Below are 15,975 nucleotides of genomic sequence, written 5' to 3'. Positions count from 1 at the left end.
GGGGCGCGGCGACTAACCCGCGCCTGCGGCAATCAGAGGTTTTCTTTGGTGAGGAGGTCAAACGGCTGCAGAGCGTTGATAAACGTCGCCTGCGGTTGGCTGGCCGCCTGCATAAAGGCGTTAATTGTGGCCGCAGCGAAGTCGCTAAGCCGGTGCGCAAGCATAAGATCGACGGTGCCGTCGATTAACGCCAGCTCGCCGTTGTCTATCGGGCCATGGCAAATCAGGGTGACCTGGTGTTGGCGTTGGCGAGCACGCAGGGCGTCGACAATACCTTCCACGCCGCCGCAGGGCGCGTAAATGGCCTTCAGATCGGGGTACTGTTGCAGCATCTCTTCCGTCACCTGGCGCGCGACATCGGCGCGTTCGTGGTTGCGCACAGGTTCAAGCACCCGATCGCCTTTGCCCTGTTCGCGCAGGTAGGAGCGGAAACTTATCTCGCAGCTTTCCTGACAAATAAACCGATTATCGCCGACGATAATCCCAATTTTGCCGTCGCCGTGACAGAGCCTGTCCACCGCCCAGCCGGCGGTGCGGCCTGCTTTCTGGTTATCCAGCCCGATATAGCCGGTACGCTGGGGAATGCTCATATCGGAGAGCAGGGTGAAGACGTGCACCCCTTTATCAATCGCCTGAATGAGGGCATGGCGGATAAGCGGATTATCCAGCGCCACAATGCCGATCACATCCACTTCAGCGCTCAGGCGGGCGATCGCGGCGGCCATATCGTCGATGGCGTTAATATCATAATGCAGAAAAACGGGGGCCTGCGTCGGGCTATGCCACGCGAGAGCCGCCTGTTCAAGCGCCTGCGCCAGCTGTTGATAAAACGAGTGTGATGGCTGCAGCAGGATAAACCCCATTCTGAGGGCTATCGCCGGCCGGCCGGCAGCCAGCCGATAGTGGGATTGCTCAAGCGCGAAACCTAATCGCCGCGCGGACTCGAGTACTTTACGTTCGGTGCTCTCTTTGACCGCGGCCCGTTTATTGAGCACTCTGTCTACCGTCGCAATACCCACTCCGGCGTCTCTGGCTATGTCGGTCATGGTCACTTTTTTCGCTGACATCGGTCTCTTCCTTTGAGGTTATTGATAAAAATCTATCATTATTTGCGCGCGCAAAAAGCGAAGCCACTCAGGGTTTATAAAAAAATGGCGAAGCGTCTGCTTCATTGAGCTGATATTCAGACGGCGGGGACTACACTAAGTGAATCACTAACAATGGAACAGGATGCCATGACCTATTCACTCTCGAGAAAATTCCTCGCCGCCACCTCCGCGCTGCTGCTGCTTTCAATGAGCGCGGTACCGGCTAGCGCTGGCGACAGCACCGACGCTGTCTCTCCGCTCAACGCCGCGAATGGCTTAAGCGAAGCGGCAAAGCAGTACCTCCTGCATTATCCCTCCCGCAGCGGCGTTGACGGTAAAACCGTCCGCGAAGATACCGCCGCGGTATTTATTCCCTTTGGCGCGACGCCGGAAGGGGGATGGCCGGTGGTGGTCTGGGCTCACGGTACCGTGGGCGTGGCGAACCACTGCGCGCCGTCATTAAACCCGCGCAGCGATCGCGATAAGCAGTATCTGAATACCTGGCTGTCGCTGGGCTACGCGGTGGTTGCGCCGGATTACGCCGGGCTGGGCTCTGCTGGCCTGCACCATTATCTTAACGCCCGTGGCGAAGCGTGGAGCGTTCTTGATGGCGTTCGCGCCGCCCTGAAGCAGTTTCCGCTTAAGAATGAGCTTATTCTGGTAGGGCAGTCGCAGGGCGCTCACGCCGCGTTCGCCAGCGCGGGCTATCAGCCGGAATATGCGCCGGAACTGAACGTTCGCGCGACGGTACTGACCGGTACGCCTTATTTTGAGAAAGGAACCACCGCCGCCGACGTGCTTCCACCGGCAGGCGGCAAAGCGCCGACCGGTGGCGACCCGAAAATACCTTATATTTTCTATATTTATCTTTCTGCCGCCGACAGCAACCCGCAGCTTAATCCGGCTGATTATTTCCAGGATAACGCGCTGCCGCTGCTTAAAGAGGCGAGCAATTTATGCATTACGCCGTTAAACGATGAGGTCATGAAGGCCGGTCTTAATGCCGCTAACTCACTTAAGCCGGGAATAGATTCCCTGTTAAACGCCAGCGTGGGCAGCATGCTTTATCCGACCCTGAAAATCGATCATCCGGTGTTTATCGGTATTGGCGGCGCGGATATCAACGTGCCGACGGCGATGCAAAAACGCTTTGCCGATGCGGTAAAAAGCGCGGGAACCCGGGCGGAGGTACATATTTACGAAGGCCTGGATCATAGCGGTACGGTTAACCCGTCTTTACGCGACTCGGTGCCGTTTCTGATTAAGACGCTGAACGATAAGCGATAGTGCCGGCAAGCCGCCCTGAGCGATAGGGCGGACTTCGATTACCAGTATTTGGGGATCAGATACCCATACATCACGACCGCGACAACAATCATGAGCGTAATAATCAGCCAGTCCGCTTTTAGTGTTTTTACTGCGTTCATAAGTTCCTCTTTTTTCAATGAATCATCGTGCAACCTTATCGCCGCCGCACGCGATAGAAGGTGATGAAGATCACACATTAAAAATTGTCATACAAATAAAGCGTGTCGATTTTTAAATATTGTTAGCAATATTTTGTCCGCTCATTCGTCTACCTCAGCACAGGCTAATATTCACGAGCATTATGAGGAAAACAGAAGATGAGAGATTTCGATATGCACGGTCAGCACCACCATCAGCGCTTTGGCCGTCACAGAATGGCAAAACCGCTTATTATCGGCGTGGCGTTAATCGCCGTACTCGGGCTGGTGGTAATGTCGCTGTGGAATGCGCTGCTGCCGGCAATTCTAGGTGTGAAGAGCATCGGTTTCTGGCAGGCGTTAGGGATTCTGGCGCTGTCGCGGATCCTGTTCGGCGGCCTCGGTTTTCGGCCGGGCATGTTTGGCATGGGGCACGCCCGGCGTCGGATGCACGAACGCTGGATGAACATGAGCCCCGAGCAGCGCGAGGAGTTTGCTCAGCGCTTCGGCCGCCGCGGGCATCACGGCCCCTGCGGCTGGCGCGACCGCCGCGGCGAGCATGGGCCGCAGCAAGAGAGTCCGGCTAAAAACGCGGATCCCGAGTGAACACAATGAAAAACGGCATCGTGGCGGAGTCACGGCTTGTTTCCGCCCTCAACGCCTGCCGTTCGCGGCTGAAGGCTTTTATCCGCGGACGGACCCCGCTGCGCGATGAGGCGGACGATATCCTGCAGGAAGTGACGTATCAGCTCATTCGCGTCGAGCAACCGGTGGAGAATATCGCCGCCTGGTTGTTCCGGGCGGCGCGCAACGAAATGACCGACAGGGCGAGGAAAAAACGCGAGCTGCCGCTGGCGGGTGGCTTCAGCGAGGAGGAAGAGGGCGATTTTCCCGAGGACGAGCTGGCCGAAACGCTGTTTGGCGTGCCGCAAACGCCGGAGGATGAGTATCTGAAAGCGCTGCTCTGGGAGGAGCTAAACCAGGCGCTTTCGGAGCTGCCGCCCGCCCAGCGTGAGGCATTTGAGAAAACCGAACTGCAGGGGTATAGCTACCGGGAGCTGGCCGAAGAGTCCGGCGTCAGCGAACAGGCGCTGCTCTCGCGTAAGCATAAAGCCGTTCTCTACCTTCGCACCCGCCTGCGTAGCCTGTACGATGAGCTCCTGGCCGGTTAGGCGTATTCCGGCCCCTTTCACAGGGCGCCGGATGATGATGGCTTATAGCCCCAGGCCGTGAGGAACACGCTAATCGCGCACTCGGCGAGAGGCTCCAGCGTTTCTGCCGCCAGCGCATTTTGCGCAATTAAGGCTCCCGGCAGCGGATAGCCCATAATCGCGCCGAGAAACGCCGTCGCCTGGAGCTGCGGGTCGCTGAGGGTCAGCTGACCCTGATCTCGTTTCTTAGCGAGGATATCGCTGAGCGCCTGCAATACGCGTCCTGAGGGGCGTTGTTCGAGCGTGACGTAAAGCTCGGGCTTCTGCACCAGCACCTGGATAAGCAGGCGTTGAAAGTGAATATTCTCCGGCGCATAAAAGTGTTGTTGCACCACTTTCGCAAACCCCCGCAGCAGCGCCGGCAGATCCTGCTGGCTGTCCTGTAGAAGCTGTTGCAGGGGCGGCTGCATAGCGTCGTTGAGAAAGGCGAACGTCTCCAGCAGCAGCGCGTCTTTTCCGCCGGGGAAATGGCTGTACAGCGTCGGTCGCGTGGTTCCCGCTTCGGCGGCGATGGTATCGAGAGACACATCAAGACCGTGCTGCAGAAACAGCGCCCGGGCGGTTTGTAAAATGCGTGGGCGGGCTTTCATCGGCCGCCCGCGTTGATTTCCCATCAGTTGAGTCCTTACCGTTTGCGCCCTTTAAGGCGCATCATTCCTTGCTGTACCAGCAGGAAAAAGAGTGGAGCGAAAAACAAGGTCAGCTGCGTCCCGGTGAGTATGCCGCCGATGACCGCGGCGCCTGTCTCTCGTTGGCTGGAAGCCCACGCGCCGGTAGAGAGTACCAGAGGGATTACGCCAACAACAAATGCGAGTGAGGTCATCACGATGGGGCGCAGGCGCGCGCTTCAGAGCCGCGTCGGGCAGTTTTTTCCTTGCTGAAACTGCGCCAGGGCGAATTCAACGATCACCCGGCTCAGCGGCTCCTGCAGGGAGCTGACGAGAAAGTGGCTCATATCGAGGCTGGTTGCGAGGGGGGATGAGCAGGAAACGCCTGCTCAGGATTTAAAACATGCCGTTGCCGCTGGCGGTTTTTTGCGGAACGTTCTGAGTCACGTCCCAGTGTTCAACGATTTTATGCTGCTCGTCGACGCGGAAGATATCGATAATCGCCCGCGTCACGCCCGGCTCGCGACCGGTGACCTCAACGTGCAGGATCACATGATCGCCATCGACAAACGCCTGCTTAATTTCACTGTGGGAGTCGGGATATTTGTTCTTGAGGAAGGCGATAAACTGCTGAAAGCCCTCCACGCCGTCTTTCGCCATCGGGTTATGCTGTATGTAGCGGTCTCCGAGATAGGGTCTGGCGGCGGCAAAATCTTTGTCATTTAACGCTTTATTATAAAAATCAATGACATTCTTTTTATTCAGCTGTTCATTTTCACTGTTTCCCGCAAAAACGACGGGCGTCAGAGCGCAGAACAAGGAAAAGGCGACGATCGATTTTTTCAACATAACATTCTCCGGTAGAGGCAGGTATGGGAATCAACCTCCCCAACGGCTTTTCAGGTAGTTAACGGCCTGCTGGGTTTGCGGCTGATTGAGGTAATTCTCTCTGAACAAAATCGTGCCCTGAATTTGCGGCATGGATTCATTCAGATCAAGCTGCTTTTTCAATTCCGGCACGCCGCCGTTAATCATCCAGTCGGGTTCGTTCTTCGACGGTTCGCCCACCTTGTACAGTGCCACGCCGATATAGAGGCGGGTATGGGTGGGTTTCACCACGTCAGCCCACCACTTTGCCAGCACGTCGTAGCGGGCCGCATCGCGGGCGAAGGGCCAGTAAATCTGCGGCGCGATGTAGTCCAGCCATCCCTGCTGCACCCAGAGACGGGTATCGGCATAGGACTCATCGTAGGCCGCCGCGCCGCGGGTGTCGGAACCGGCCGGATCGTGGGAGCGGTTGCGCCAGACGCCTGCCGGGCTGACGCCGAATTCAACCTCGGGGTTCAACTGCTTGATGGTGCGGGAAACCTGCTCGATCAGCAGCTGGGTATTATGCCGCCGCCAGTCCGCCTTCGCGGCAAATCCCTGACCGTACTGCTGGAACGTCCGGCTGTCGTTCAGCGCCGATCCCGGCGATTCGGTGTAGAAATAGTCGTCGAACTGGACGCCGTCAACCGGGTAATGCTCCACGACTTCCGCCACGATACTGGTTATCCAGTCGCGCACTTCCGGGATGCCCGGATCGAGCACGAAGCGATCGCCGGAGGTGCGTATCCACTCGGGGTGCAGAACGTATACGCTGGCGGGAACCTTCGATAGCGTGCCGTTAAGCTCGGTGACGGTTTTCGGCCGGGTGTTGACCGAAACGCGATAGGGGTTAAACCAGGCATGAACGCGCATCCCGCGCTTATGGGCCTCGTCCAGCATGAATTTGAGCGGATCGTAGCCCGGATCCTCGCCGATTTTCCCGGTCAGCATATCGGACCACGGCAGGATCTTCGATGGCCAGAGCGCTGTGCCATCCGGTTTCACCTGGAAGAAGACGGTATTAATGCCGAGGCTCTTTAAATTGTCCAGCTTGGCAATCAGCGCCTGCTGCTGGAGGGCGATACGTCGGTCGCCCGTAATGCCGCCATTCACCGATTCCAGCGGCGGCCAGTCGAGGCGCGAAACGGTTGTCAGCCACACGCCGCGTACCGGCTCATGGCTTTTGGGTAACGTCGGTTGTCTGGTCGCGGGCGGCATGGGCGTGACGAGAGAAACGGGCGGTTTGCTGCCGCAGTGGGCCAACAGCAGCGCAGCAGCTATTGCTACGGCGGATATTTTCACCTTGTCCAGGAGAAACTTACGAGAGCGGATCGTCATGATATTAGCCAGTTTTTCTGGTCAGCGCACAAAAGAGTCATTTTCGTATTATTTGACCTTAAGTCAATAGTTTAGCCACGGATGCAGCGGCGAAAGCACGCAAGCTTCAGACGAATAAAACGCCTCTCGCGTCACGCAACGGTTTGCCATGATATATCATTGATATGCATTAAAACTTGATCCGTTCAGGGCGAGTATAAACAGGATTTATTAAAATTTGGTCAAACTATTGACCGTCAGCCCGCTGCGGCGAGTCAAACTGGATTAGCACAATGAACGACTCCTTATCACGCCATCATCTGTGGATATTCTTATTTTTAATTGCGGTGCTGAGCCTCGGTACAGGGCTTTGTTACTGGCAAATGCAAAAAAAAGTGGATAACGATATTCATGCGCGACTCCAACAGGCGATAGCCAGCCTTGATGTAACCGTTTCTCATGCGGAGCAGGCCGCTAATATGGCTGAGCCGTACTATGGGAAAAGCTGTAATGAGAATGTCCTGACGGAACTACGCACGCTGGTGGCCACTATTCCCGATGTGCGCACGGTGAATTTAGGTAAGGATAATGAAATATACTGCACCTCGGTTTATGGCGGACGAAAATTTCAGTTCGATCGCCGACAATATACGCATGGCGCTTTACGTCTGCTGAGCGGCAGTGAAATCACGCCGCTCCATCCTTTGATGGTTTACAGCGAACAGGACGGACGGGGAAATACGATTCTGGTGGGCGTGGATGGCTATTATTTATACAACATTTTAAACGTTCTCGACGGCGACGCTCATCTGTATCTTCAGGTTGGCGACCGGGTAATGACCCACAAGGGGGAAGTGACGACAACCCCGGGTATTCTCGTTCCCGTACGCATGGAATCAGAGCAGTTTCACTATTCGGTTATTGCCGACCGCCACTACGCGTCCGGCCCCGGCGCATTTATCCGTTATGCACAACACACCCTTATCGCGATTATTCTGGCCTCCTTGCTGCTGACATTTTTGTTCAGAAACTACCTCCGCTACCGGAATACGATCGAGTATCAGCTCAGGCAGGCTATCGAACTTAAACAGCTCAAACCCTATATTCAGCCGATTATCGGCAACGACACCGGTCAGATCGTCGGCGGTGAAGTGCTGGTGCGCTGGGAGCATCCAAAACAGGGGTTTATTGCGCCGGATAAATTTATCTCCGTCGCCGAACAGACCGGCCTTATCAAAGAAGTGACGGCGATTTGTTTTGCTGAGGTGAGTCGCCAGCTCCGGCGACAGCAGTCCGTCATTCCCGCGGGGCTGTTTATCTGCTTTAACACCAGCTCGGTAAATTTTCAGGACGACGAAATTGTGACCCTGTGCCAGACGTTTACCCAGCAGATGAAAGCGGAAAAAGTACGCCTTGTCCTGGAAATAACCGAGCGGGAGTCGATTGCAAATACCCTGCAGACGTCAGCGGTGACGGACCAACTCAGGCGTATTGGCGTGCAGTTTTCGCTGGATGATTTTGGTACCGGGCACGCAAACTACAGCTACATCCAGCAGTTTAATCCGGAGATTATCAAAATCGATAAGGTATTTACCTTCAACATTGTGACCAATAACGCTTCAGCGCTGGTGGTGATGAATATGGTCAATCTGGCGAAAAAATTTCATTGCCAGATTATTGCTGAGGGCGTTGAGGATAAGGAGCAGCTTGAGATGCTTAAAAATATGGGCATTACTCTCTACCAGGGCTACTACTTTTCAAAACCGGTGCCGGTTGATGAATTTATTAAGATGCTTCCGCGCACGTTTCTCCAGCGGAGAGAGGGCGAGTAAAGGCGGCTGTCCCGCCTTATCAAAACTCAGGAAATTAAAAGGTGATCGACTCGGCAAAACCGAGTCTTTATTGCCTCTTGCACCTGAAAGTTTGGCATGATTGAGAAACAACTCAACAACATGGAGGTTGTCTTGTTTGAATCTCATCTCAATATTTTTATCCGCGCGGTTTTTGTCGAGAATATGGCGCTTAATTTTTTCCTCGGTATGTGTACTTTTCTCGCTATCTCCAAAAAAATTGATGTCGCATTTCGTCTCGGCGTGACGGTAACCGCGCTGCTGGCCATAGCGACGCCGATTAACAACCTGATTTACAATCATCTGCTGAAAGAGAACGCCCTGATCGAAGGGGTCGATCTGAGCTTCCTCGATTTTATCACTTTTATCGGCGTTCTCGCGGCGCTGGTGCAGATCCTCGAGATGGTCATCGATAAATACTTTCATGCGTTGAACCATGCTTTAGGCCCGTTTCTGCCGTTATTAACCATTCACTGCGCCATTTTCGGCGCGACCATTTTTATGGTGCAGCGTGAATACAGCTTCTTTGAGTCACTCACTTACGGTACCGGGTGCGGTATTGGCTGGGCGCTGGCGATCGTGGCGCTGGCCGGCATTCGCGAAAAGCTGAAATACGCCAATATGCCGAAGGGGGTGCGCGGGTTAGGCAGCGTATTTATTACCGCCGGGCTAATGTCGCTGGGGTTTATGTCGTTCGCCGGCATCTCATTGTAACCGGAAAGGGAGGTTATTCTGCCGTCCAGACCCGGGGTCAGAGCGGCAGAATAGGTTTGACCGGATTACCGTTCCGGCCACAGACGTCAGTTTTGAGCTACCGGCTACTGCTGAAAGTTAAATGCGTCGGGATGGTTTTCCAGACTGCCGCTCAGGGCGGCAAAGAGCACCGTTTTACCATCGATGGAAAGATCGTCGCTAACGTTAAGCCAGGTCAGTTTCTCCTGGGCGGTTTTCTCATCAACGCTAGAGAAAAGACCGGTCATCTGTCTGGATTTTTCAGACCATAGCACTGCGAAGCGTTCCGCCGCGCAATCATGCGGTTTACAGACGCTGAGTACCTGGTAAGTCTCCGCGCCAAGCTTCACTGTTCTGGCTGGCGAGGCGGTACCGCCCGTACTTATCCAGGCGGGCAGAGTGTGACCTTTTACCATTTGACTAAAGGCTGCCGGTTCCTTTTTGACCAGACTGTCCAGCGTAATATCGTCTTGTGCCATGGCGTTGGTTGCTGCAGCCAGCAAAATGATAGCGGTTAATTGTTTAAGCATAAAATAGCTCCTGCGAACTTTCTGATTCCGTTTAATGTCCGGGGATAGCCCGGCGAGCGCCGGAATGCCGGGAGTCAAACTATAAGACATTTCTTATTAGGTGTTTTTGGTTTGAACCCAAAAAGCGTGAATAAGCCCTGGAATATAGCCGAGGATAGTTAAAATAATATTGAGAATGAAAGCCCAGCCGAACCCTTTACCCAGCAGCACGCCGAGTGGGGGTAGAATAATCGTCAAAACAATTCGCCAAAAACCCATAATATCTCCCTGCTTAGTGAGTTAGCTCATGTTTATTTTAGCGGTTACGTCTGGTTTTGCAAATTTTAACTTTTTGAATAATAAGACTGCTAATATTACCAGCACCCCCGATACTACATATTTAATAAAGAGAAAAGTCGCAATTCACCAATCTGACATATATAAGATTATTCTATAATATCGCTTACATCAATCGTGCTGACGGAGCAAGAGTGCTCCAGAGTAAACATGTTTAAACGTCAATAAGGAATGCAGGTAACGAGGCGGGAAGTGCGCTACACTCGCAGGCAGTTTTATCCAATCGTGAAATGGCGGCGGCATGGACAACATCATCCTGTATAAAGTTATCGTCATCATAGTCATTGTCTGGTGGGGCTGGAGCATACTGAAAAGTAAGCAGAAACAGAGGAGCCTGGAGCCCGCCATTGCGCAGGCGAATGCCAGAGAGAGTTATCAGTGGCGTTATTTCAGATGGGGCTGGAGAGTTTTGCAAATCGTCTGCGGTTTGTATTTGCTGATCATCCTTATCCAGTTCCTTGTACGCTGCTAGCGTTTGTCGCTGCGGCGTGCGAATAGAGCACGACACAGCGACGATCTCTCTTATGCTACCCCGGTGCCGCCGTCAGAGCACCAGACCTGACCAGAAGCGTAGGAGCAGGCGTCGGAAGCCAGGAGTACGTAAAGGGGCGCTATCTCAACCGGCTGTCCCGGTCTGCCGAGCGGCGTATCCCCGCCAAACTGCTGAACCTTCTCCTGCGGCTGGCCGCCGCTTGACTGCAGAGGCGTCCAGTAGGGGCCCGGCGCCACGGCATTAACGCGGATACCGCGCGGACCCAGCTGCTTGGCCAGCGATTTCGTAAACGCAACGTTGCAGGCTTTGGTCTGGGCGTAATCCAGCAGGATCTCGCTGGGTTTAAACGCCTGGACGGAAGAGGTGTTGATGATAGCCGCGCCCTCAGACAGATGGCGGAGCGCGGCTTTTGTTATCCAGAATGGCGCATAAACGTTGGTTTTAAAGGTCGCGTCAAAGGCGGCGGTACTCAACGCCTCGATAGATTCACAATACTGCTGCCTGCCGGCGTTGTTAACCAGAATATCCAGCCCGCCAAGCTCCGCGACCGCTTTTTCGACCAGGGTATCGCAAAATGATTCAACCCGGATATCGCCGGGAATAGCGACGGCTTTTCTGCCCTCGGCCTGTATCAGCGCGATAACGGCAGCCGCGTCGGACTCCTCCTCCGGCAGGTAGCCGATCGCGACATCCGCACCTTCGCGCGCGAAGGCGATAGCCACTGCCCGGCCAATACCCGAATCACCGCCGGTAACCAGCGCTTTTTTCCCCACAAGCTTCCCGGAACCGATGTAGCTGGTTTCGCCGTGGTCGGGAAGGGGCTTCATTTCAGATGCCAGCCCCGGTGGTTGCTGCGGCTGCTCGACAAACGGCGGAAGTGGATAGTGTAGCGTTGAATTATTTCCTGTTGTCATACCGGCCTCCTTAATAAATGAAATTTAAGATTAGTCAATTATTGCGTCCGGGGGATATCCGGGGGATAAAAGAAGCGTAAACCAGGAATAATTAACGACTTAAAACCAGGAATTATTTACCTGACTTTTAAGTCAACATGCATTACAGACAAGGTATTTATAAATAATACACTTAACGCCACCAGCGCACTTGGCGCATCCTGGTCTAATCTTATATTTCGTGCCGCGTTATCTGAATAAGTCGCCTGAGGACATTGAATGGAATCCATATCGTTTCACAAGCATTGGGGGGCGGAGTTTATTGCCGCTGACACTGTCCGTTTTCGCCTCTGGGCTGAAGGTCAAAAGAGAATGATGCTGAGCCTGAAGACGCGGGATATACCGATGGAAGCCGCGGGTGAGGGCTGGTTCCAGATTGACGTCCCCGGCGTAAAGCATGGCGATGAATATATGTTCCTTTTAGCCGACGGCAGGCGTATTCCCGATCCGGCCACGCGCGCGCAGCGCGATGATGTTAACGGTCCCTCGGTGGTTATCGACCCCAGGCTTTTTCAGCCGGTTAACGATGGCTGGCAAGGGCGGCCATGGGAAGAAACCGTCATCTATGAACTCCATCCGGGCACCTTTACGCCAGAAGGCACCTTTCTGGCCGCCATCGATAAGCTGCCTTATCTGGCAGAGTTGGGGATCACCCAGATAGAGATTATGCCCGTTGCCCAGTTTGGCGGTTCCCGAGGCTGGGGTTATGACGGCGTATTACTTTACGCGCCGCACGCCGCGTACGGCGCGCCGGGGGATTTTCACGCCTTTATTGACGCCGCCCACGGGTTAGGGCTTTCGGTGGTTCTCGATATCGTTCTCAACCATTTTGGTCCGGAGGGCAACTATCTCTCTTTGCTGTCGCCGGGCTTTTTTCATCAGAACCGGATGACCCCCTGGGGTAACGCTATCGCCTATGAAACCGAGGCCGTGCGGCAGTATATTACCGAGGCGCCGCTATTCTGGCTTACCGAGTACCATCTTGATGGGCTGCGCTTTGATGCCATCGATCAGATTGAAGATCGCTCCGCCAGGCATGTGCTGATAGAGATCGCCGAAAATATCCGCAAAGCCATCCCCGACCGCCATATCCACCTCACCACCGAAGACAGCCGGAACGTCATTTTCCTCCATCCGCGCGATGAGGACGGCCAAACGCCGCTATTTACCGCCGAGTGGAATGATGATTTTCATAACGCCGCCCACGTTTTCGCCACCGGCGAGACGCACGCCTATTATCAGGATTTTGCGCATCAGCCCGCCAGTAAGCTCGCAAGGGCGCTGGCCGAGGGATTTGTCTACCAGGGTGAGATTTCTGCGCAAACCGGGAAGCCCCGCGGCGTGTCCTGCGCAGCGCAACCGCCGCAGTTTTTTGTCGACTTTATTCAGAATCACGATCAGACCGGGAACCGTGCGCAGGGGGAAAGGTTGATCTCCCTTGCCGGCGCCGGGAAAACGCGCGTTTTGCTTGCCGCGTTGCTTCTGTCTCCGCATATTCCTTTGCTGTTTATGGGCGAGGAGTTCGGCGAGACCAATCCCTTTTTGTTCTTTACCGATTTTCAGGGTTCCCTCGCGAAGGCGGTACGGGAAGGGCGGGCGAAAGAGTTTGCCGGACACGCGGGACATGACGAATCCGTCCCGGACCCGAACGATCCCCGGACCTTTATCCGTTCTAAGCTCGACTGGCAGAAGGCGGCAAGCGAGGAGGGGAAATCCTGGCTGCGCTTCACGCGCAACCTCATCTTGCTGCGCCATCGCTATATCGTCCCGCTGTTGGCGGCAGGGGGCGCCGTCGAGGGCAAGATCCTGCACACGGAACCACAGGCGCTGGCCGTAAGCTGGCAATTTGCCGGCGGGACGCTCTCTGTGGCGCTGAATATCGGCGAGGAGCCGCTTGCGCTGCCGGCAATACCCGGCGAGGTCATTTTTAGCTGGCCGGAACAGCAGGAGGCATTAATGCCAAACAGTATTGTTGTCCGTTTTGCACATGGAGAAGCCTCAGTATGATCCCTTCTGCGACTTATCGTATTCAGTTCCGTAACGGCATGACTTTCGATCGCGCGGCGGCGCTGGCCCCCTATCTTCAGGGGCTCGGTATCAGCCATCTTTACGCCTCGCCGATATTTACGGCTACCACCGGCTCCACCCATGGCTATGATATTACCGATCCTAACGAGATCGACCCGGCCATAGGGGGCCGCGAAGGGTTTGACCGGATGGTAAAGGCGCTGCGAAATGCGCAAATTGGTCTAATCCTGGATATTGTGCCTAACCATATGGCGACCTCGCTGGAAAATCGCTGGTGGCGGGACGTTATCGAGCAGGGCAAGAACAGCCACTGGGCGAATTATTTCGACATTGACTGGACGCGTCCCGTTACGCTGCCGTTTCTGGGAGATACCTTTGAGGCGGAGCTGGAGAGCGGGGCGCTCGCACTGAAACGCGACCCTGAAACCGGGAAACCGGCGTTCATCTACTATGACCAGGCGTGGCCCCTGAATCCTCAAACCCTGGCGACAGGTGAGCAACTACTAACATCCCCTGAACGCGACGCTATTCTGGCGCTGCATGAGGCGCAAAGCTGGCGGCTGATGTCCTGGCGGGAAGCGCCCAGGCAGCTCTCCTGGCGGCGTTTTTTTGAAATTACCGGCCTGATTGGCGTCAGGGTTGAAGACCCGGCGGTATTTGACGACACCCATCGACTTATCCTTGAACTGGTGCATTCCGGCATCGTCGATGGTCTGCGTATTGACCATATCGATGGCCTTGCCGACCCGCTGGGGTATCTGCAGCGACTGCGCCAGGCAACCGGGCCAGAGTGCTACATTACGGTGGAAAAAATCCTCGCGAAGGGCGAACAGCTGCCCGCCGACTGGCCGGTGTCCGGCACCACAGGGTATGAGTTTATCGCTTCGCTGGCGGAAGTACTGGTGGATGACAATAACCTCGACCAGCTGCAGCAGGTACATGACGACGCGCTCGGCGGAACGGTGGATCGCCGCAAAGCGCTGCGCGAGGCGAAAGGCCTGATGGCGGATCGCAATTTTGAGGGGGAATTTACCACCTTATTGAACCTGGCTCGCGAACTGGCGCAGCGTAACGGCATGGCGGTCGAGAGCGACGCGCTGCGCCACGCCCTGCGCGAACTGCTGCTGGCCTTCCCGGTCTATCGTACCTACGGCACCGCCGAAGGGCTGACCGCAGGCGATATTACGCTGTTAAACCGGGTGGTTGACCAGGTGAACGCCGAAGAAAACCGCCCCGATGCCAACGCGCTTAACGTTATTATCGCTATCCTGACCGGCAATCTGCAGGAGAGCTGCCTCGACATCGCTTCACACTTCAGGACCCGTTTTCAGCAGCTCACCGGGCCGTTAATGGCGAAATCGGTCGAGGATACGCTGTTCTTTCGCCATAACCTCGACCTGGCGCTGAATGAAGTTGGGGCCGATCCTACGCCTCGCGCCTTCTCTTTGTCTCGCTTTCATCAGGAGATGCGCATCCGTCTTGCCCGCCAGCCCGATGCGCTGCTGGGGACGTCGACGCACGATACGAAACGCGGGGAAGATGCGCGCGCCCGGCTTTACACCTTAACGGAAGCCCCGCAGCTGTGGGGGGAAAACCTTGCGCGCTGGCGTCAGATGAATCAAACCCAGGTGCGTTTTTTGAACGACGGCACGGCGCCGAACGCGGCGGATACGTGGATGATCTATCAGGCGCTGGCGGGCGCATGGCCTGCAACGCTGTTGCCGGACGATGCCGAAGGGCTGAAATCGCTCGAAGCGCGTTTTCTCGCTTTTATGGAAAAAGCGCTGCGCGAGGCCAAGCAGAGAACCGACTGGATCGACAGCAATGAAAGCTATGAAAGCGTGGTGCTTAATTATGCGCAGCAGCTATTTTCTGCGGATAATTCGCGTTTTCTCAACGATTTTCACACCGCCTTACAGCCTTTTATCCGTGCCGGACTGGTAAACAGCCTCAGCCAGACGGTGATAAAACTGACCGCGCCCGGCGTGCCGGACATTTATCAGGGGAGCGAGGCGCTGAACTTCAGCCTTGTCGATCCGGATAACCGACGTGAACCCGATTTCGCCGTCCTTGCGCAAAACCTTCATACCGGGAATGCGGATCTGTTCACCCGCGAATCCGCCTGGCGAGACGGGCGCCTGAAACAGTACGTTACCGTTTCTTTTCTCCGATTGAGACAGCGGCATTCAGCGCTCTTCCATTATGGTGACTGGGTACCATTAAAAGTCTCCGGGGAGAGGGAGGATAATCTTATTGCCTACGCGCGCATCAGCGAAGAGGAGGCCCTGATCGTGGTGGTTCCTCGCCTGGCGTTTGACGTTGCGGCGCACGGATTGGCGGAATCTTCCGCAAGGTTATGGGGCAATACTGCGGTAACAATACCAGACGATCTGGCCGGGAAATGTTTTCGCGATGTGTTAAGCGGCGAGCGCCGCCTGGTGGAAACGTCGCTAGATCTGGCGTCAACTTCCGGGTGGTTGTTGACGCTTATTAGCGATGAGCAACGGGGAGAATAAC

The 15,975-nt window shown here is 55.3% G+C and carries 17 protein-coding genes; 8 read left to right on the top strand and 9 right to left on the bottom strand.

The genetic code is table 11. The features are described 5' to 3' along the window. Window positions 1-32: 32 nt before the first annotated feature. On the bottom strand, window positions 33-1,067 hold the full coding sequence (locus tag EGY08_RS30455; RefSeq protein ID WP_004120491.1) for a LacI family DNA-binding transcriptional regulator: 1,035 nt from the start codon (window positions 1,065-1,067) through the stop codon (window positions 33-35). A 168-nt stretch (window positions 1,068-1,235) separates the two neighbouring features. Between EGY08_RS30455 and EGY08_RS30450 the strand changes: the two genes are divergently transcribed. Then, window positions 1,236-2,375 (top strand): alpha/beta hydrolase, encoded by a 1,140-nt coding sequence (locus tag EGY08_RS30450; RefSeq protein WP_123829390.1) that lies wholly within the window; start codon window positions 1,236-1,238, stop codon window positions 2,373-2,375. A 38-nt stretch (window positions 2,376-2,413) separates the two neighbouring features. Here the strand turns inward: EGY08_RS30450 and ykgR are convergent, their stop codons facing one another. Continuing rightward, window positions 2,414-2,515 carry a small membrane protein YkgR gene (gene ykgR, locus EGY08_RS31355; RefSeq protein WP_004120489.1) on the bottom strand — a complete coding sequence of 34 codons (102 nt, stop codon included), beginning with the start codon at window positions 2,513-2,515 and terminating at the stop codon, window positions 2,414-2,416. A gap of 198 nt (window positions 2,516-2,713) precedes the next feature. Here ykgR and EGY08_RS30445 point away from each other — a divergent pair, with 198 nt between their 5' ends. Both EGY08_RS30445 and EGY08_RS30440 read left to right on the top strand, forming a co-directional pair. Next, window positions 2,714-3,139 (top strand): hypothetical protein, encoded by a 426-nt coding sequence (locus EGY08_RS30445; RefSeq protein ID WP_004120488.1) that lies wholly within the window; start codon window positions 2,714-2,716, stop codon window positions 3,137-3,139. A gap of 5 nt (window positions 3,140-3,144) precedes the next feature. Then, window positions 3,145-3,705: an RNA polymerase sigma factor gene (locus EGY08_RS30440; protein ID WP_049114469.1), complete on the top strand. Its 561-nt coding sequence runs from the start codon at window positions 3,145-3,147 to the stop codon at window positions 3,703-3,705. A 17-nt stretch (window positions 3,706-3,722) separates the two neighbouring features. Here EGY08_RS30440 and EGY08_RS30435 read toward each other — a convergent pair whose 3' ends face one another. The 4 genes from EGY08_RS30435 to EGY08_RS30420 form a co-directional block, all read right to left on the bottom strand. Then, window positions 3,723-4,358: a TetR/AcrR family transcriptional regulator gene (locus EGY08_RS30435; protein ID WP_004120479.1), complete on the bottom strand. Its 636-nt coding sequence runs from the start codon at window positions 4,356-4,358 to the stop codon at window positions 3,723-3,725. A gap of 11 nt (window positions 4,359-4,369) precedes the next feature. Then, a complete protein-coding gene (locus tag EGY08_RS30430) occupies window positions 4,370-4,567 on the bottom strand; it encodes an efflux RND transporter permease subunit (protein WP_032741851.1) in 198 nt (65 codons plus the stop codon). A gap of 181 nt (window positions 4,568-4,748) precedes the next feature. Further along, window positions 4,749-5,201, bottom strand: a complete 453-nt coding sequence (locus tag EGY08_RS30425) for an ester cyclase (RefSeq protein WP_049112116.1) — start codon at window positions 5,199-5,201, stop codon at window positions 4,749-4,751. A gap of 30 nt (window positions 5,202-5,231) precedes the next feature. Then, window positions 5,232-6,557, bottom strand: a complete 1,326-nt coding sequence (locus EGY08_RS30420) for a glycoside hydrolase family 10 protein (protein WP_087829341.1) — start codon at window positions 6,555-6,557, stop codon at window positions 5,232-5,234. 272 nt (window positions 6,558-6,829) lie between these two features. Here EGY08_RS30420 and EGY08_RS30415 point away from each other — a divergent pair, with 272 nt between their 5' ends. Further along, a complete protein-coding gene (locus EGY08_RS30415; protein WP_049112113.1) occupies window positions 6,830-8,368 on the top strand; it encodes a cyclic diguanylate phosphodiesterase in 1,539 nt (512 codons plus the stop codon). Window positions 8,369-8,488: 120 nt separating this feature from the next. Further along, complete coding sequence (gene nqrE / locus EGY08_RS30410; protein WP_032742122.1) at window positions 8,489-9,100, top strand: NADH:ubiquinone reductase (Na(+)-transporting) subunit E; 612 nt, start codon at window positions 8,489-8,491, stop codon at window positions 9,098-9,100. A gap of 104 nt (window positions 9,101-9,204) precedes the next feature. Here the strand turns inward: nqrE and ivy are convergent, their stop codons facing one another. Together ivy and EGY08_RS30400 are read right to left on the bottom strand one after the other, a co-directional pair. Then, on the bottom strand, window positions 9,205-9,648 hold the full coding sequence (ivy, locus tag EGY08_RS30405) for an Ivy family C-type lysozyme inhibitor (RefSeq protein ID WP_004120472.1): 444 nt from the start codon (window positions 9,646-9,648) through the stop codon (window positions 9,205-9,207). 96 nt (window positions 9,649-9,744) lie between these two features. Further along, complete coding sequence (locus EGY08_RS30400) at window positions 9,745-9,906, bottom strand: YqaE/Pmp3 family membrane protein (RefSeq protein ID WP_004120471.1); 162 nt, start codon at window positions 9,904-9,906, stop codon at window positions 9,745-9,747. A 319-nt stretch (window positions 9,907-10,225) separates the two neighbouring features. On the opposite strand from EGY08_RS30400, the gene EGY08_RS30395 reads away from it, so the two are divergent. Next, window positions 10,226-10,456 (top strand): hypothetical protein, encoded by a 231-nt coding sequence (locus EGY08_RS30395; RefSeq protein ID WP_123829389.1) that lies wholly within the window; start codon window positions 10,226-10,228, stop codon window positions 10,454-10,456. Window positions 10,457-10,506: 50 nt separating this feature from the next. Here the strand turns inward: EGY08_RS30395 and EGY08_RS30390 are convergent, their stop codons facing one another. Beyond that, window positions 10,507-11,391, bottom strand: coding sequence for an SDR family oxidoreductase (locus EGY08_RS30390; protein ID WP_004120468.1), 885 nt, complete (start codon window positions 11,389-11,391; stop codon window positions 10,507-10,509). Between the two features lie 258 nt (window positions 11,392-11,649). Here EGY08_RS30390 and treZ point away from each other — a divergent pair, with 258 nt between their 5' ends. Beyond that, the gene (gene treZ / locus EGY08_RS30385; protein ID WP_123829388.1) at window positions 11,650-13,437 is read left to right on the top strand and encodes a malto-oligosyltrehalose trehalohydrolase; all 1,788 of its coding nucleotides are present in this window, start codon (window positions 11,650-11,652) and stop codon (window positions 13,435-13,437) included. Further along, complete coding sequence (gene treY, locus EGY08_RS30380; protein WP_123829387.1) at window positions 13,434-15,974, top strand: malto-oligosyltrehalose synthase; 2,541 nt, start codon at window positions 13,434-13,436, stop codon at window positions 15,972-15,974. The genes treZ and treY overlap by 4 nt, the downstream gene beginning before the upstream one ends. Window position 15,975 lies beyond the last annotated feature (1 nt).

Source organism: Klebsiella sp. FDAARGOS_511 (genome assembly GCF_003812845.1).
Classification (GTDB): domain Bacteria; phylum Pseudomonadota; class Gammaproteobacteria; order Enterobacterales; family Enterobacteriaceae; genus Klebsiella; species Klebsiella grimontii.
Note: the sequence above shows the minus strand (reverse complement) of the source record. Positions and strands in the feature narration are given on the sequence as shown.

Excerpts from the sequence above, each read along its gene's own strand:
- treZ (WP_123829388.1), top strand. The coding sequence starts at position 11,650 with ATGGAATCCATATCGTTTCACAAGCATTGGGGGGCGGAGTTTATTGCC.
- EGY08_RS30390 (WP_004120468.1), bottom strand. The coding sequence starts at position 11,391 with ATGACAACAGGAAATAATTCAACGCTACACTATCCACTTCCGCCGTTT.
- ivy (WP_004120472.1), bottom strand. The coding sequence starts at position 9,648 with ATGCTTAAACAATTAACCGCTATCATTTTGCTGGCTGCAGCAACCAAC.
- EGY08_RS30420 (WP_087829341.1), bottom strand. The coding sequence starts at position 6,557 with ATGACGATCCGCTCTCGTAAGTTTCTCCTGGACAAGGTGAAAATATCC.
- EGY08_RS30395 (WP_123829389.1), top strand. The coding sequence starts at position 10,226 with ATGGACAACATCATCCTGTATAAAGTTATCGTCATCATAGTCATTGTC.
- nqrE (WP_032742122.1), top strand. The coding sequence starts at position 8,489 with ATGGAGGTTGTCTTGTTTGAATCTCATCTCAATATTTTTATCCGCGCG.
- EGY08_RS30450 (WP_123829390.1), top strand. The coding sequence starts at position 1,236 with ATGACCTATTCACTCTCGAGAAAATTCCTCGCCGCCACCTCCGCGCTG.
- EGY08_RS30415 (WP_049112113.1), top strand. The coding sequence starts at position 6,830 with ATGAACGACTCCTTATCACGCCATCATCTGTGGATATTCTTATTTTTA.
- EGY08_RS30445 (WP_004120488.1), top strand. The coding sequence starts at position 2,714 with ATGAGAGATTTCGATATGCACGGTCAGCACCACCATCAGCGCTTTGGC.
- EGY08_RS30430 (WP_032741851.1), bottom strand. The coding sequence starts at position 4,567 with ATGACCTCACTCGCATTTGTTGTTGGCGTAATCCCTCTGGTACTCTCT.
- ykgR (WP_004120489.1), bottom strand. The coding sequence starts at position 2,515 with ATGAACGCAGTAAAAACACTAAAAGCGGACTGGCTGATTATTACGCTC.
- EGY08_RS30425 (WP_049112116.1), bottom strand. The coding sequence starts at position 5,201 with ATGTTGAAAAAATCGATCGTCGCCTTTTCCTTGTTCTGCGCTCTGACG.
- EGY08_RS30400 (WP_004120471.1), bottom strand. The coding sequence starts at position 9,906 with ATGGGTTTTTGGCGAATTGTTTTGACGATTATTCTACCCCCACTCGGC.
- EGY08_RS30435 (WP_004120479.1), bottom strand. The coding sequence starts at position 4,358 with ATGGGAAATCAACGCGGGCGGCCGATGAAAGCCCGCCCACGCATTTTA.
- treY (WP_123829387.1), top strand. The coding sequence starts at position 13,434 with ATGATCCCTTCTGCGACTTATCGTATTCAGTTCCGTAACGGCATGACT.
- EGY08_RS30455 (WP_004120491.1), bottom strand. The coding sequence starts at position 1,067 with ATGTCAGCGAAAAAAGTGACCATGACCGACATAGCCAGAGACGCCGGA.
- EGY08_RS30440 (WP_049114469.1), top strand. The coding sequence starts at position 3,145 with ATGAAAAACGGCATCGTGGCGGAGTCACGGCTTGTTTCCGCCCTCAAC.